The organism is Streptomyces sp. NPDC005791 (assembly GCF_042871485.1).
Taxonomy (GTDB): Bacteria; Actinomycetota; Actinomycetes; order Streptomycetales; family Streptomycetaceae; genus Streptomyces.
The window spans coordinates 332,929-347,584 of the sequence record NZ_JBIAIP010000002.1 but is presented as its reverse complement, the minus strand read 5'-3'; the positions used below and the strand labels follow the sequence as shown (position 1 = coordinate 347,584).

The following is a 14,656-nucleotide window of genomic DNA, read 5'->3' as shown; positions in this document are numbered from 1 at the left end:
GTGGGCGCGCACAGCGGGCCCCGGAGATGCCAGGTCCGGTCCCCTGTGGTGCCTTGCCGTCGAGCGCCGTGCGGGACCGAGGTGCGCCTGCGACCCGGGACCGCTTAACCTCTGCTGTCCGGCCCGGTGGCGGCCGGTTCGGCGGAAGGGCGTTCATGAGGCAGCGGGGAGCGGGCGGCGGGCTGAGAGTCGCGGCCGGGGTACTGGTGCCGCTCGGGCTGATCCTGGCCCTGGGGGGCGGCGGGTACTTCCTCACGCACTACCGAGGGGTCACCGTCATGAGCCAGGCGATGGAGCCCACCTACCGTGTGGGCGAGCGACTGGTCGTCGAGCGCGTCGATGCGGACGAGGTACGCAGGGGTGATGTCGTACTCGTCCGAGTGCCCGGTCGCGCCATGGGCCGACCGGTCCTGCAGCGGGTCATCGGGATGGGCGGCGACCATGTGGTGGGCGACGGGGACCGCATCACGGTGAACGGGAAGCCGGTCGACGAACCGTACGTGAGGCGCGGCGAGGCGGACCCGGCGACCGGACCGTACGACGTGCGGGTGCCGGCAGGGCGCTTGTTCCTGCTGGGCGATCACCGGGCGAACTCCTACGACTCGCGGTATTTCCTCGACGACCAGTCGGGCAGCGTCGCGGCCTCCGGAGTGCTCGGACGCGCGCAGGAGGGTTTCGCCGTGCCGGCGGTGTGGGGCACGCTCGGAGTCCTCGGGGTCGTGCTGACCCTCGTGGGGACCGGTCTCGGGATCGGAGGGTACGCGGCCGGGCGGAGTGCGCGGCGTTCGCTCGCGGCCGTGCCCCATGGCCCGTGGTCCGAGCCGGTGTCCCGAGGCCTCGCGGACTGATCGGGGCCCGGGCTCAGCCACGGCGCCTGTGATCCGGGGGCCCGGCCGCACCCCGAGCCGCCGATCCGGGCACGGGCGACCAGCCGGGCACTCCGGACCGTCGCCGCGGACTTCACCGGGGCAAGGGCCCGCCCCGGCTGCTCAGCGATGCCGACCCGGCGGCACACGTGCCGGCTGAGCTGAACAGCCACCGCGGCCGGTGTGCCAGACTGGCGTTCCACTGCGACTCCACGACCCCACACGTGCGACGCGCGTTCGGTACTCGTGCCACCGAGGAGCGGGATGCACAGGAATCTGGCGGACACCGCACGAGCCGCTCTGACGGGCGCGTACGCGCCCGGCGCCGGGGAACACGGGGCCGTACCGGCGCACCGCATCGAGGGCGCCACCACCACGGTCGTCGCCGACACGTGCGTACGCGGCGACCTCGGTTTCGCCCTGCTCCTCCACCGGCGCAAGGACGGTGTCGTCGCCGAGGAGCTCTTCTTCGCGCGGCGCGAGGGCGCGGAGGGCTGGGGGAGCGCGGAACACCTCTCGGGCAGCGCGGGGGCACCGGACCTGACCGATCCCGAGGAAGCCGCGGCCGTTCTGCGCGGCTGGTCGATGACCTCGCTCGGCGAATCCGAGACACTTCTGCCCACCGGACGGCCTCAGGCCGACGAGGGCTACGAACTGATGCGCTTCCACGTGCTGCTGGTGGACGAGAGCATCAGCCACCTCCATGTCGAGGCCACCTCCGCAGGAGTCCCACCCGCGTCCGGCCACGTGCGTAAGCCCCTCACGTCGCAGATCGCTCTCATCGCCCTGTTTCCCGAGGAGAGCGTCACCGTCCGCACGAGGGCCGAGGCCGGGACCGGAGCCCGGTCTCTCGGTGAGCTGTTCGAACTGGCGGGCAGCGGCGTCGCGCCCGGCGCCTGCGACACATAGGGCCCGGAGCCCGCCACGCCACGCCTTGCCTTGACGTCGGCGTCAAGGAATACGGTCGCGGTATGCGAATCGGGGAACTGGCCGAACGCGCCGGAACGACGACACGGACGCTGCGGTACTACGAGTCACGGGGCCTGCTGCACGCACGCCGCGCGGGCAACGGGTACCGCACGTACGACGAGAGCGACCTGCGGCTGATCCAGCAGATCCGGACCCTCCAGGACTTCGGGTTCGACCTGGAGGAGACCCGTCCCTTCGTCGACTGCCTGCGCGCCGGCCATCCGGCGGGCGACGCCTGTCCGGCGTCACTGGCCGTCTACCGGCGCAAGCTCGGCGAGCTGGACGCCCTCATCGGTCAGCTTCAGTCGGTCCGTACGGAGGTGGGGGCCCAGCTGGCCCGCGCCGAACTGGAGGCGTCCGCCGAGCTGCCGGGCGGCCCCGAACCACGATGCGAACTGAACTGGGAGGACGAAGGATGATCCATGCGGAAGGTGTCGCCGAGGTGACCGACACGACGTTCGACACGGAGGTACTGGGAGGCGGCCTGCCGGTCCTGGTCGAATTCACCGCCGACTGGTGCGGTCCCTGCCGTCAGCTCGCCCCGGTGCTCAGCGCGATCGCCAGGGAAGAGGCCGGCCGCGTCAAGGTCGTGCAGATCGACGTGGACCACAACCCGGGCATCACGAGCCGTTACGCGGTGCTGTCGACGCCGACCCTGATGGTCTTCCAGGACGGCGAACCGGTGCGGTCGATGGTGGGCGCCCGTCCGAAGCGGCGGCTGCTCCAGGAACTGGAGGAGGTGCTGCCGGCGGCGGCCCTGCAGGGCTGAGGCAGCGCCCACCGTGCGTGGGGCGGTCGTTGGGGGACTGAGGACACCCAAAGAGCTCGTAACACGATCTTGTTCAAGTGTTCTGGTCGGGTGGGGCAGAGGCGGCGCGGGGAGAGCACGCGCGGGCTGAGGGCGGAAAGCAAAGCTGGCCAGGACGGCTCCGGTGCCGGGTGTACGACTTCGCCTCTGGATCATCGCCTTGGCTGGGTGGTGCCAGGGGCCAAGATGGGCCTGGCATTGAGTGGTGCCGCCTTCTGCCCTGAGGCTGTGACGTGCGCCTGCCACGGCGGTGGGCAACCGTTTGTTGATCTCAGCCGTCATATGCACATGACGACGACGCCTGCCCTCCCATCCCTCGTGCTGCGCGGCAGCAGTGCCACCGCCCGCTTCGGGGACGGATTCGACTACGTGCAGTGGGAAGAGGACGGGCGCGTGACACGAATTCCGCTGGATGCCATCGAAGCGGTCCGCAGCCTCGACCGCTCGTTCCAGGTAGTACTGACGACTGCAGAGGCCGACCGCCGTCCTGCCGTGTACGCGGTTCACGATGCCAGCACCGCAGCCGTGACCACGTTCTGCGCCGCCCTGCAGGCCCGACTGCCCGAGAGAGGGGACGAGGGATTGCGCGTCGACGGCGAAGATCTGATCACCGAAGTCCCTGCTGGGCACCCCCGGACGCCCTCGAAGCGCGTTCTCCTTGTCGCCGTGATCGCGGTCTTCGCTGTGATCGATGGGGCGGTGGCGGTGCTCCGTGAGCCGGCGTGGGCCATCGCGCTGCCGTTCTTGCAGCTCTTCGCGAGCACGGGGGTATTCCTGGCTCTGACACTGGGACGAGGCTTGTACGAAGCGCTGCGCCTCCCCAAGCATGGCATCACGGTGATGGCCGAACTCGACCACTACACCGACAGTACCAAGGTGTACCGGTACGAGGACCAGGACGGCGGGCTGCACTTCTACCGGGATCGGACCGGCGGGCAGCAGCTGGAGCTCAGCTACGACCCGAACAACCCCAGCCGCGCCTCCACCCGCCAGTCGCTCTACGGCCAGGTCATGATGGCGCTGATGTCAGTCGTAGGCCTCGGTATGGCCTGCGGCGGACTTGGGATCACCGGATACCAGCTCTTCATCGCCTTGCGTGGCTGACTCCGTATGCGTCCGTGTCGAGCACCTCTTGAACTCGTACCACCGCTCTTGCGATCGGCACTGCTTGAGGCGTCGGTAGCAGATGAGGCTGCAGGCGAGGGAGCCGAAGGCGTCGTGAAGTTCGGTGCGCCGTTCCCAGCGAACTGCGAGGCGTTTGAAGTGGTGGAGCAGGGCGAAGGTCTGTGCCACCACGTAGCGAAGTTCGCCCAGTCCCTTGATGTTCGGACAGCCTTTGCGTGAGATGACGGGCAGGATCCCGCGCTTGCGTAGTTCGTCTCGATTGGTGTTGGAGTCGTAGCCCTTGTCGCCGAGCAGGGGCTGCGGGTCGTCTGCGGGGCCTGCCCGGGCGGCCGGCGATGGGTGGGATGCCGTCGACCAGAGCGAGGGTCTGGGTGACGTCGTTTACGTTGGCCGCAGTCGTGATGACCTTGAGCGGGGTGCCACGTCCGTCGCAGATCAGGTGGTGCTTGCTTGCCGTTTTCCGCCGGTCGACCGGCGACGGACCGGTATCGGATCCCCCTTTTTTGCTCGGATGTGCGAACCGTCCACGCATGCCCGTGACCAGTCGAGTGCGCCGGCCGCGTTCAGTTCCGCGAGCAGGATCCGGTGCAGCCGGTCGAAGACCCCTGCCTTCTGCCACCTGTCCAGGCGACGCCAGCACGTCTGGCCCCCGAGCCGAACCCCAGCTCCAGCGGCAAGAGTTGCCAGGCTATGTCGGTGTAGAGGACGAAGAGTATGCCCGCTCGGCGCGGCGGGTGGGCTGGGAGCGGTCAGGCCTTACGGGCCAGCAGTTGCACTTCCTGGAACTGTCGCCGGTCGGTGGGTTGCGGCCGGCGAACCATGCGGGCCACTTCGGCCAGTCCGGACTCGCCCAGCATCGCGGAGAGGTGGTCGGGCGACCATCGGTAGGCGGGGACGACCGCGTGATCGAAGACCTGCGTCAGCTGAGACGGGTCGTCAGTCGCCGAGAATCCGACCAACAGGTGGCCGCCGGATGCCAGTACGCGGTGGAACTCCGCGAGGATTGCGGGGAGTTGTGGCGGCGGGGTGTGGATGATGGACCAGCGTGAGAGTGCGCCGGTCAGCACGCCGTCAGCGACGTCCAACGCTGCCATCGAGCCCACGTCGAACCGCAGGCCCGGATGGGCCCGCCGGGCCAGCTCGATCATCACGGGAGAGGCGTCCACCCCGAACGCCGCCAGCCCCAGCTCCACCAGATGAGCGGTGACATGGCCGGGCCCGCACCCCAGGTCCGCGACCTGACCGTCCCCGCTCGCGCGTACGGCCTCGGCGAAGGCGCTGAGGATCGCGCGGTCCAGGGGGCTGTCACGGAGCGAGTCGCGGAACAGCTCCGCATAGGTGGGGGCAGCGGCGTCGTAAGCCTCACGGGTGGCATCGAAGGCATCGTGTCGGACCATGCTCACGACAGTAGTCTGGCTCCGGGGTGATCCGGGAGGCCGTCTCCCCGGGGTGAGGGCGCAGCCCCCGGGAAGTGGCGCGGGCGGGGCCCACGTCAGCGGCGACAAGGCGTACAGCTCCCGAACGCCCTGGCGTAAGGGCCCGCGAGCGCGCCACCCCCACCGGCATGCGGTGGGGGTGGCGGTGGCGGAGCCGTCAGTTGATCACCCGCAGGTGGGTCGGCCAGCCGATGCGGTCGAGGAGCCCGAACATCTTCGCGATGTCCGTCGGGTTGAGCTTCACACAGCCGTTGGACGCGTAGTCACTCGCGCCGTCCCAGCGGCGTGCCTCGGTCTTTCCCCGGCTGCCGTCCCGGTTCATCTCGGAGTGGATGAACATCTCCGTGCGCGTGGTGGTCTTCCTGGAGCACGGCATGTTCTCCAGCCACACGGCGTATCCCTTGATCAGCCGTCCGTTGTAGCGCCTGTCCTTGAGCTTGATCTTCCAGTTTCCGTTCGGCATCCAGCCCTGGTTGCGGACGCAGTCCTCCTTGATCCGCTTCCCGTGACCGGACCCGGCCCGGTAGGCGGCCTGGAGCTTCCCGCCCCGGTAGACGCGCAGCCGTGAGTCGGAGGGCGAACTCTGGTTCTTGTCGAACACCAGCGTCGTCGCAGGCGCCGCGGCAGCGGGCTTCGTGCCCGCCGCCGGTGCGCCGACCGCGGCGGCCGGCGCCAGTGCGAGGGTGGCCGCCAGGGTTCCCACGGCCAGCACGCCGCTGACCACGCGCTTGCTCGACTCCCTGTGCGTACCTCGCTCCCGTCCTGCGGCCTCGTTCCCTCCGGGGTGGACGTGCGGATGCGTGGTCGTGCGGAAAGCGGACATGGAGAACTCCTCCGAGGAGAGATGACGGGACGCGCACCGAAAGCGGGGGAGCGGACGCAGGCTCTTCGATGCCCTCGACGAGGGCGGGCCGTCCGGCACCGCTGGGCGCATCACCAGACTGCCCCGGGGGCCACGGCACGGAAAAGTGCTTTCGGCAGGCTGCACAGGTGCATGGATGCAGCCCATGCACAGCGGCCCTGACCTGCCGTCATGCCGTCATGCCGTCATGCCGTCATGCGTCATGCGGGAAGCGGCGGACGACATGCGCCGTGCGGGCACCAACGCCTGCCCGCCGTGCTCACGCGGAGACGGAGGGCGAAGCGCCCGGGGACTTCTGGTACGCGGGCGTGTCATCGGCCGGGCTCTGGGACATCAGCAGCGCCCGCCAGGTGGGCACGTCCACCGCACCGGTCACGGGAAGGCCGTGTCCCTGCTGGAAGAACTTCACGTTGGAAGCGGTCGTCGGGGTGAACGTTCCCGAGACCTCCGTGCCGCCCTGGCCCGCCTTGTCCAGCAGTTCCTGCGCCGCCCTGACCGGGAATCCTTCGGCGCCGATGTGGATCTCCACGACCAGAGCCGGCCAGGTGTCGTCCCCTACCTTGCCGTCGGGCGAGAGGTGGTGTCTCCTCTGGAAGTCCATGACGGCCTCGTACGTCCTGTCTCCGAAGATGCCGTCCACCTCCAGCTCGTACCCCTGGTGTTTCAGCAGGTTCTGCACCGTGCGGCCCCAGGTGAACTGGTCCTCGTGCTTCTTCCGCTTCACCAGCGGCCAGCGCTGGGGCCCGTGCGTCGCGTGGGCGGAACCGGCCCCCGTGCTCCCGCTCGCCGCGACCGTACGGTCCTCGGCGAACTGCCCCTGCACGACGGTGCCGGCGAGGAAGGACAGAACAGCCACCGCCACCACCGCCGGCAGCGCCCACCGGGGGAGTGACCGGCCGGAGGCATCACCGCCACGGGTCTCCGCGTCGGCCCCGTCGGCAGGTACGGGTGTGCCGCCGGCCGCCCGCTGGCGCCCCAGATCCTCGAGCGAGGCCCGGCACAGGGCCTGCGCCCGCTCCAACTCCTGCGCCGGGGCGCGTAACTGGGCGTGCAGAGCCGCCACCACCCTCGGGGGAGCGGTGGACTGGTGATTGCGGTTCAGGTAGCGCGAGAGTGTCGTCTGGTCGATGCCCAGCCTCGACGCCAGCGCCTGTTGTGTCGGCCGCGTACCGCCGGACGCGCTTCCGGCCGCCTCCCACCATCCCCGGAGCAACCGCGCCAGCTGCACGCCCGGCGGTTCCTCCTGCTCCTGGCCACCTCGCTCGCTCGCCACGCGTGAGTCCCTCCCCGTCCTCGTACGGAACAGCCGGCGGCACGGAACAACCAGGCCCCCGGAGTCCGTGCCTGACCGCATCTCAGCTGGTCGGCGGCGTGCATAACGGCATACATGAACGCATCGGCCGACAGCAGAGCAGATCGTAGCGAGCGGGACGACGTGTCCGGCATGCTGACTTCGCCACCGGGCGTCCGGTTCGGCGCCCTCGGGGCCCGGCGACCCCGGAGCCCAGCTGCACAGGTCGTCGCGGTCCGGCGCGCGGCGCGTCTCTCAGCCGCGTACACGTTCACCCGGACGAGTGGCGCGCGGGCTCGCGTCGTACGGCCCGGACCCCTGACCGATCCCCTTGGAAGGACTCCGCATGTCCGTCGTCCGCATCACACCCACCGCGGCTAAAAGCCGCATGACCGGCCTGCGAAGGGCCGCCGTACGGACCGCCGTGGTGGCGGCGAGCACCGCAGTGGTGGTCACCGGCCTGACCGCGATGCCCTCGGAGGCGGCCCCGCCGGGCAAGTACCGCGTCAAGGGCGTCGACACCAGCCACTACAGCCACCCCGGAGGGCGGGCGGTCGACTGGCGTCGGGTCCGCGCTGCCGGGCACTCGTTCGTGATCGCCAAGGCCACCGAGGGTGCCACCGAGAGGGACAGCTGGTTCGCCCGCGATCTCGAAGGGGCGAAGCGCGCGGGTCTCGTTCGCGGCGCCTACCACTTCTACGCCGGGACACCGGGCGCCGCTCAGGCCGAGAACTTCGTGCAGGCGATGAAGGGCGCGAGGTACACCGGGAAGGCGGCCGGTGAACTGCCGCCGACGGTCGATCTGGAGCTGAAGAAGAACGCGTGTCCCAAGGGCTTCGGCACCGGTCAGCTGCGTGACTTCCTCCAGGTGCTCACCGGTGAGGTCGGAGTGAGACCGATCGTGTACACCACCAAGCAGTTCGTGGACCGGTGCATGGACGGCGACGGCTCGCTCCTCGAGGGACACACGCTCTGGCAGCCGCGCTACCGGAGCGGCTCCCGCGAGCCCGACGCCGTGCCGGGTGCCGGGTCAGGCTGGACGATCTGGCAGCACAGCGAACAGGGAAGCGTGCCCGGCATCCCATCGAGGGGCAGGACCGACCTCAACGTGTTCCGCGGCACCCTGGCGGAGCTGAAGCGCCGCGCCCACCTCCCGGCCGGCTGATCAGCGAACGGCGCCCGGAGGGCGCGTACGACTGACGGCGACCCGTTCGCGACGCGAGTCTCACGGTGCCTCGACGAAGCGGCCCCGGCACGGTGGCGACAGCGACGCAGGAGGGGCGGCTGTCAGCAGGCCGTCCATCCACCGTCCACGGCCAGTGCCGACCCCGTGGCGAAGGACGCGCGGTCGCTGCACAGCCACAGGGCCGCCTGCGCGATCTCGACGGGATCCGCCATGCGCTTCTGCATCTGGCGGGCGACGAAAGCCGTACCCAACTCCGGGTAGGCCTGCACCGCTTGGTCGATCATGTCCGTCCGGGTGGTGCCGACGACGAGCGTGTTGATGCGAATCCCGTGCGCCGCGTACTCGGCCGCCGCTGCCCTGGTCATGCCGAGCACCGCGTGCTTGGCGGCGACGTAGGGCACGGGGGCTCCGGTGGCCCCCATGGCCGCCGTGCTGGCCGTGTTGACGATCGCGCCCTTCCCCGCTTCGAGCATCACCGGGATCTGGGAGCGCAGACAATTCCAGGTGCCGGTGACATTGACGGCCATCGAGCGGTCGAAGACTGCCTGGTCGAGCTCATGCAGGGGCGACAGGTCGTCTCCGGCGAAGCCCGCGTTGTTGAAGGCCGCGTCCAGGGTGCCGAAGTGCTCCCGGGCCGTGTCCACGGCACGCTGCACGTCCTGGGCGACCGAGACGTCGCCCGCACTGATCACCACCCGGCCGCCCGAGTCGGCGATCTCCTGCGCCAGTTGCCGCAGCACATTCTCGCGACGGGCCATCAGGACGACCGCGGCTCCCTCGGCGGCGAACAAACGGGCGGCTGCTTCCCCGATACCGCTCGACGCGCCCGTGATCATGACGGTCTTGCCCGCCAACATCCCACTCGTCCCACTCATCGCACTCGTCCTACTCACGTCACTCATGTGGCGAGTAAACCTCCTGCGGTCACGCCCTGACGGATGCGGCGGGCGCAGGCCGGTTCCCCGTTGCGTCACTTCGCCAGACGAAGAACCCCGCCGCTCCGAAGACGGGGGAGTGGCGGGGTTCTGGTCGTGGCGCTTGGAGCAGGTCAGATGACGGACGGCTCCCCGGCCTTCACCTCGGCCACGAACGAAGCGAACGCGCAGGCGGAGAAGTGCAGGACTGGGCCGCTCGGATCCTTGGAATCACGCACGGGAACGATGCCGCGCGGGGTGATGAGGTTGGCGGCGACCTCGAGGCAGTTGCCGCCGTTGTTGCTGTACGAGGACTTGAACCAACGGGGGGATTCGGTCGTCACGGGGTGCCCTTTCGCAACTGGCTGATCATGGCTACGGATGCCGCCTGCGACAGCGTTTGAGCCTGTAGCTGATGGTAGGCCGTCAGCATGGGCATCACGGAAGTGCTCTCTCGTTCCAGGTGCCCCTGAGCCTGCGACTCGGCGTAACAGATCACGGACCGATCCGGCAGTGTCAAGAGGTTGACGGGCAGGTCGAACGTGCGTCGCTCGCCTATCTCGAACGGTGCCACCTGTAGCAGCGTGTTCGGCAGCTCGGCGAACTCGACCAGACGCTCCAACTGGGCGGCCATGACGTCGGCTTCGCCAATGGGCCGACGGATGCAGCTTTCGTCCATGGTCACGAACATCATGGGTGGCCGGGGTCGTGCCAGCGCCGCCTGTCGCTCCGCCAGGAACGAGACACGTTCATCTGCTTGTGCGGGCGTGATGGCACCCCGCCGTACGGCGCTGTCCGCCAACACCTGTGCGTACTCCGGCGTCTGTAACAGCCCGGGAATGATCCCGATCTCGAACAGTCGGATCTCTACCGCTCGGCCCTCATGCCCCACGTACTCGGGGAAGCCTTCCAATAGCGAGCCATGTCGAATTGCGCGCCACTCGCGCTCAAACGAATCGACGGAACCGGCAATCCCGAAGACGAGATCGACTTTGCGTGAGAAGGGAAGGGTTGGTGACTTCCGGCAAGTTTCCACAGCCGAAATATGCTGACTGGAATATGCCAAGCTCTCGGCCAACTCCTCCTGGCTCCAGCCTCGATCCTCCCGCAACCTGCGCATGCGGGCACCGTAGGCTGCTTGGGGGCTGCTCTCGGGGTCCAATTCCTTGCGGTTGACCATTCCGCCGTCCAATCCTTCCTTCGTTTTCGCTCAGTTGAAGGAAACCTGACCTTACGTCACGCTGGGCGGGCCCGGTAGCGGTATGGCTACGGAGAGGAGTGGACCTTGCCCCGGAAGCACACTTCCAAGTCACCCAGTCCCCAGCGACGCCGCAGTGGCGCTGACGAGCCGGTCACACGGATCGACGCGTTCTGGCGACTGGTCCCGGACTGGGTGCCACGCACCGGATACGCCGTGCCGAGCAAGGGTGTACTCGGAGAGGTTGAGGCCGGACTTCGGAAGCGGGTTCGAACGGTGAGCGGTGCCACGGCTGTATCCGCGCTTCACCCGCCCGCCCTTGAGCCCGTTCCCATGGCCGGGTGCGACGTGTGCGGAGCGCTGTCACGGCAGCGAGCGTCAGCGTACGTGGCAGGGAACCTGATCACGGTCCGGAGCTGCAACGAAGAGATGGTGAACCACCCGCACTGAAGGGCGGAACGGGCGTGAGGGTGAAGAGCCCTGTTGCGGAGCGGCCGCGAAGAGTGGAATCCGCAGAGCTTTCGCCGTACCGGAAGTGATGGAGCGACAACTGGTGGCGGTCGGCAGGATTCATAGGCAACGGCAGAAGGGCAGGAAATGAGCGCGAAGACGCGGCCCGATGAAATGGCGAAGTGGGCGCCGGGCACTGTCGGAGAAGACGTCATAACCGTGCACAGGCTCATCGGACCGCTTGATGACCCCGGGCGGACGCGTGAGTTGAAGTCGGTATGCGGTGATGGCAAGGCCGGTGACGAGAAGGACGTTTGGGCTCGTGCTGTGAACTGCCCGCGTTGCCTTGCCGCCCCATGACTACCGTCCCGGGATCCGGCCGAGTCCTGGCCGGTCCGAAACCCCTGGTTTCCTGCCTCCCCGGCCTCGCTTCGAGGTCAGGGAGGTGGGGTCACAGCCCCGCCCTCGGCAGGGCGGGTTGCAGGAGAACGATTCGATGAACCCACGAGAGGACACACTTATGAACCCGTTCTGGATGCTCCAGGCCGATGGTGGTAACCCGCAGGACGACAGCGACTCGGGCAACAAGCACGGCGGAGGTGGCTCCGACGAAGGCGGTAACAGCAGCGACGGGCAGACACCGGCGGACGGGCGCTGATCGTGTCCGAGGAGACGATGTCGGAGGCTGGTCCTGACGGACTGGCCTCCGGGCTCATGGAGAAGGGTGCGCTGGCTTCCGACTGGTTGCCGGCCTTCAAGGCGGTGCCCCGTCACTTCTTCGTTCCGGATGTCATCTGGCCGGGGAGAGCGGGAATGAACCGCCAGGACGGCCGGGTGATCCGGTCGGAAGCTCCGGAGTCGTGGTGGGAGGCCGTCTGGACGGACGCTCCGATCACGACACAGTGGGACGACGGGGCATACACGGGTCCTGGCCGGGGCCGCACGCCGTCCTGCTCCAACTCGATGCCCACGATGGTGTTCTCCATGCTTTCGGCGCTGGACGTCGAGGCCGGTCACAGGGTGCTGGAGATCGGCACGGGCACGGGCTGGAACGCCGCTCTGCTGTGCCACAGGCTCGGAGACATGAACGTCGTCACGGTGGAGGTGGACGCGCACATTGCAGCTGAGGCCCGCGCCCGGCTCATGGCTGCGGGTTTCCACCCGAAGGTCATCGTCGGCGATGGCACGCGCGGCTACGGCAAGGATGCGCCGTACGACCGGATCATTGCCACGTGCTCGGTCGGGAGCATTCCGGTCCAGTGGGTGAGCCAGGCCAAGCCGGGGGCGGTGATCGTGGCCCCCTGGGGGCCCGTGTACGGGGGTGAGGCGTTGGCCCAGCTCACGGTCACGGAGGCCGGAACGCTGACCGGCCGGTTCGTCGGCTCGTCGGCCTTCATGCGACTCCGCGAGCAGAGGCGGAATCTACCGCCCACGAGCGACTTCCTCGACGAGAACACCTGGCCGGCCGGGGGTGTGGAGTCCAGGACGACGCTGTCACCTGACGACGTGGGCGAGTGGATCCACATGTTCGCGATCGGTGTGCAGGTCCCGGACATGTTCTGCCGTGTATCGGACGTGCGGGAGGACTCCTACCGGCTGTGGCTGTTCGACAGGGGACGGACGAGCTGGGCGTCGGCCGACTACGTGCGCGGGGAGGCCTCCTTCCGCGTCGTGCAGTCGGGGCGCCGCGAGCTGTGGCATGAACTGGAGACCGCGTGGCGGTGGTGGTACCAGCAAGGTCAGCCGGACTTCGACCGGTTCGGCCTCACGGTGGATGACCGTGGCCATGTGGTGTGGGTGGACGTCCCGGCCAACCCTGTGCCCCGGTGGGCTCCCGGGGCTCGTGTACGGAACCATTGAAATGGAGTTATCGCGCTGTCACCGGTAGTGGACGAGCCAGGGCGTATCGAAGGCCCATTTCGCGGCGGAGACTGTATCTCCGACCACGCCCCTGGAGGCGTGCCACCGAACGGGACGCGCCCAGAACACATCAGTGGGTCCAGGACTCACTGATGCACACTGGATGGGAACGGTCCTGACGCCCGTCCACCGCTCACAGGTCGTCGGGCAACAGCCGGAACGCCGGGTGGCCGGTGAGTGGACGCATCATGCGGAAGTGACCGTCGGTGGTGAAGAGGTCGGCGGTCCGGAAAGCGGCTGCGAGCACCACGTTCATCGCATCGGCCAGGCCGACGCCTTGACCGTTGTCGGCGTCCTCGTACCCACGCATGACCGCCATGGCGCCGCGCAGGTGCGGGGCGATTTCCGGGACTTCGAAACGGCGGGCTTCGGCCTGGCCCGCGATGAAGTCGAGCGCGGTCATCGATGCGCGAGCGCCGACCCGCGAGGTCAGCAGATAGTCGAGTTCGGTGAGGACCATCGGCGACACCACGAGGTGTCCCACCGAGGCCAGGGTGTCCCTGTGCTGAGCGTGGCGGGGGTCCTTGGCCGTGAACAGCCGATACAGGGCGTTCGTGTCGGCGATCGCGACGGGAATGTCAGCCATCGGTCGCGCCCATGCCCCTCAGCGTCGTGTCGATCTCGTCGTCGGTGAGCTCCGGGCCGCCCAGGTCGGGAAAGTCCAGCGGACCCATCGGGTCGGTACGAAAGGGGTAGGAGAGCGGGCCCAGACGGGCCCCTCGGGGGACGATGTCTCCTATCGGGACGCCGTCCTTGGTGATGGTCACGGTCTCGCCGGCCTGCACACGGGCCATGACGCGTGAGGTCTGCTGGTTCAGTTGCCGGAGTGGAACTTCCCTGTTTCCGCCCATAAGCCCAATGTACTACGCGTTCTACAACGTCACCTACCGGTCCCGCTGCGCCCGCGACGACGAGTGGCGCGCCCATTCCCGCGTACATCAGGCACCAGCCGTACGGCCTCGCCTGGTCGAGTGCGTCGAATGTGGTCGCCCCGGCCCGGCCGACGCGCTCCCGGACGGCCTCTGCCGTCCCTGCCGTGCCACCGTCCACGCGGGGACGGAAGCCCCCAGCCGAGCCCGCAGAAATGGCTGTCGGTGCGCCTGACTAGGCTTTTCCGGGACCCGGGGCCTGTCGAGCGCGCCGGGGACACCGATCTTGGGGGAAGCAATGCGCAAGACACTCACCGCGACGGCCTTCGTTCTGACCGCCGCGCTGCTGACGGGCTGCGGTGGTGGCGAGGAGAAGCCGGCCGACGAAGGCAAGGGGCAGAGCACCACCGCCCCGGAGTCCGCGAAGCCGAAGGACGCCGGCGAGGGCACGTCGCACGAGGTGACGATCAAGGTCGAGGGAACGGGCAAGAGCAAGGTCATGTACACCCTCGACGACTCGGACTTCGCGGACGTCGAACTGCCGTGGACGAAGACGGCCACCATCGCCCCGCGAGGTGCGGAGAGCGAGGTCGGACGGCTGGTGATCGTCACGCCCGGCACCATGACGGCAGCCGACGGCAAGCTGGTCTCCGCAGGATGTTCGATCACCGTCGACGGAAAGACGGTTGTCGAGCAGGAGGGTGGCGAGACGGGCAAGCCCTGCTCCTACAAGCTCAAGTAGCCCGCTGCGGCCCTGCGACG

General features: G+C 68.7%; 18 protein-coding genes. 9 read left to right on the top strand and 9 right to left on the bottom strand.

What is annotated here, in order from left to right; translation table 11 throughout:
- Positions 1–155 precede the first annotated feature (155 nt).
- The 5 genes from lepB to ACFYSH_RS05845 all read left to right on the top strand — a co-directional run bounded on the left by lepB (position 156) and on the right by ACFYSH_RS05845 (position 3,747).
- The gene (gene lepB / locus ACFYSH_RS05865; protein WP_388751074.1) at positions 156–848 is read left to right on the top strand and encodes a signal peptidase I; all 693 of its coding nucleotides are present in this window, start codon (positions 156–158) and stop codon (positions 846–848) included.
- Positions 849–1,130: 282 nt separating this feature from the next.
- Positions 1,131–1,775, top strand: a complete 645-nt coding sequence (locus tag ACFYSH_RS05860) for a hypothetical protein (protein ID WP_388751072.1) — start codon at positions 1,131–1,133, stop codon at positions 1,773–1,775.
- A gap of 62 nt (positions 1,776–1,837) precedes the next feature.
- A complete protein-coding gene (locus tag ACFYSH_RS05855) occupies positions 1,838–2,254 on the top strand; it encodes a MerR family transcriptional regulator (RefSeq protein ID WP_359467801.1) in 417 nt (138 codons plus the stop codon).
- Entirely contained in the window at positions 2,251–2,604 is a 354-nt protein-coding gene (gene trxA / locus ACFYSH_RS05850) for a thioredoxin (protein WP_359467798.1), read from the top strand. The genes ACFYSH_RS05855 and trxA overlap by 4 nt, the downstream gene beginning before the upstream one ends.
- 225 nt (positions 2,605–2,829) lie before the next feature.
- Positions 2,830–3,747, top strand: a complete 918-nt coding sequence (locus ACFYSH_RS05845; protein WP_388751070.1) for a DUF3592 domain-containing protein — start codon at positions 2,830–2,832, stop codon at positions 3,745–3,747.
- On the opposite strand, the gene ACFYSH_RS05840 is transcribed toward ACFYSH_RS05845, so the two are convergent.
- The 4 genes from ACFYSH_RS05840 to ACFYSH_RS05825 all read right to left on the bottom strand — a co-directional run bounded on the left by ACFYSH_RS05840 (position 3,728) and on the right by ACFYSH_RS05825 (position 7,339).
- Complete coding sequence (locus ACFYSH_RS05840) at positions 3,728–4,300, bottom strand: transposase (RefSeq protein ID WP_388751068.1); 573 nt, start codon at positions 4,298–4,300, stop codon at positions 3,728–3,730. The two genes, ACFYSH_RS05845 and ACFYSH_RS05840, sit on opposite strands and share 20 nt — an antisense overlap.
- A gap of 217 nt (positions 4,301–4,517) precedes the next feature.
- The gene (locus tag ACFYSH_RS05835) at positions 4,518–5,165 is read right to left on the bottom strand and encodes a class I SAM-dependent methyltransferase (RefSeq protein WP_388751066.1); all 648 of its coding nucleotides are present in this window, start codon (positions 5,163–5,165) and stop codon (positions 4,518–4,520) included.
- Positions 5,166–5,361: 196 nt separating this feature from the next.
- Entirely contained in the window at positions 5,362–6,027 is a 666-nt protein-coding gene (locus ACFYSH_RS05830) for a L,D-transpeptidase (RefSeq protein WP_388751064.1), read from the bottom strand.
- A gap of 298 nt (positions 6,028–6,325) precedes the next feature.
- Positions 6,326–7,339 carry a peptidoglycan-binding protein gene (locus ACFYSH_RS05825; protein ID WP_388751062.1) on the bottom strand — a complete coding sequence of 338 codons (1,014 nt, stop codon included), beginning with the start codon at positions 7,337–7,339 and terminating at the stop codon, positions 6,326–6,328.
- Positions 7,340–7,703: 364 nt separating this feature from the next.
- Here ACFYSH_RS05825 and ACFYSH_RS05820 point away from each other — a divergent pair, with 364 nt between their 5' ends.
- Positions 7,704–8,522: a glycoside hydrolase family 25 protein gene (locus ACFYSH_RS05820; protein ID WP_359467785.1), complete on the top strand. Its 819-nt coding sequence runs from the start codon at positions 7,704–7,706 to the stop codon at positions 8,520–8,522.
- A gap of 122 nt (positions 8,523–8,644) precedes the next feature.
- Here the strand turns inward: ACFYSH_RS05820 and ACFYSH_RS05815 are convergent, their stop codons facing one another.
- From ACFYSH_RS05815 to ACFYSH_RS05805, 3 genes are all read right to left on the bottom strand, one after another.
- A complete protein-coding gene (locus ACFYSH_RS05815; RefSeq protein WP_388751060.1) occupies positions 8,645–9,418 on the bottom strand; it encodes an SDR family NAD(P)-dependent oxidoreductase in 774 nt (257 codons plus the stop codon).
- A 173-nt stretch (positions 9,419–9,591) separates the two neighbouring features.
- On the bottom strand, positions 9,592–9,801 hold the full coding sequence (locus ACFYSH_RS05810) for a DUF397 domain-containing protein (RefSeq protein ID WP_388751058.1): 210 nt from the start codon (positions 9,799–9,801) through the stop codon (positions 9,592–9,594).
- Entirely contained in the window at positions 9,798–10,637 is an 840-nt protein-coding gene (locus tag ACFYSH_RS05805) for a Scr1 family TA system antitoxin-like transcriptional regulator (RefSeq protein ID WP_388751056.1), read from the bottom strand. The genes ACFYSH_RS05810 and ACFYSH_RS05805 overlap by 4 nt, the downstream gene beginning before the upstream one ends.
- A 964-nt stretch (positions 10,638–11,601) precedes the next feature.
- Between ACFYSH_RS05805 and ACFYSH_RS05800 the strand changes: the two genes are divergently transcribed.
- Both ACFYSH_RS05800 and ACFYSH_RS05795 read left to right on the top strand, forming a co-directional pair.
- On the top strand, positions 11,602–11,763 hold the full coding sequence (locus tag ACFYSH_RS05800; protein ID WP_359467773.1) for a hypothetical protein: 162 nt from the start codon (positions 11,602–11,604) through the stop codon (positions 11,761–11,763).
- A 155-nt stretch (positions 11,764–11,918) separates the two neighbouring features.
- Positions 11,919–12,965, top strand: a complete 1,047-nt coding sequence (locus ACFYSH_RS05795; protein ID WP_388751054.1) for a methyltransferase domain-containing protein — start codon at positions 11,919–11,921, stop codon at positions 12,963–12,965.
- A 193-nt stretch (positions 12,966–13,158) separates the two neighbouring features.
- On the opposite strand, the gene ACFYSH_RS05790 is transcribed toward ACFYSH_RS05795, so the two are convergent.
- On the bottom strand, positions 13,159–13,611 hold the full coding sequence (locus ACFYSH_RS05790; RefSeq protein WP_359467768.1) for a PIN domain-containing protein: 453 nt from the start codon (positions 13,609–13,611) through the stop codon (positions 13,159–13,161).
- Positions 13,604–13,876, bottom strand: a complete 273-nt coding sequence (locus tag ACFYSH_RS05785) for a type II toxin-antitoxin system prevent-host-death family antitoxin (RefSeq protein WP_359467765.1) — start codon at positions 13,874–13,876, stop codon at positions 13,604–13,606. The genes ACFYSH_RS05790 and ACFYSH_RS05785 overlap by 8 nt, the downstream gene beginning before the upstream one ends.
- Before the next feature lie 316 nt (positions 13,877–14,192).
- On the opposite strand from ACFYSH_RS05785, the gene ACFYSH_RS05780 reads away from it, so the two are divergent.
- Positions 14,193–14,636 (top strand): hypothetical protein, encoded by a 444-nt coding sequence (locus tag ACFYSH_RS05780; protein ID WP_359467763.1) that lies wholly within the window; start codon positions 14,193–14,195, stop codon positions 14,634–14,636.
- Positions 14,637–14,656: the final 20 nt, after the last annotated feature.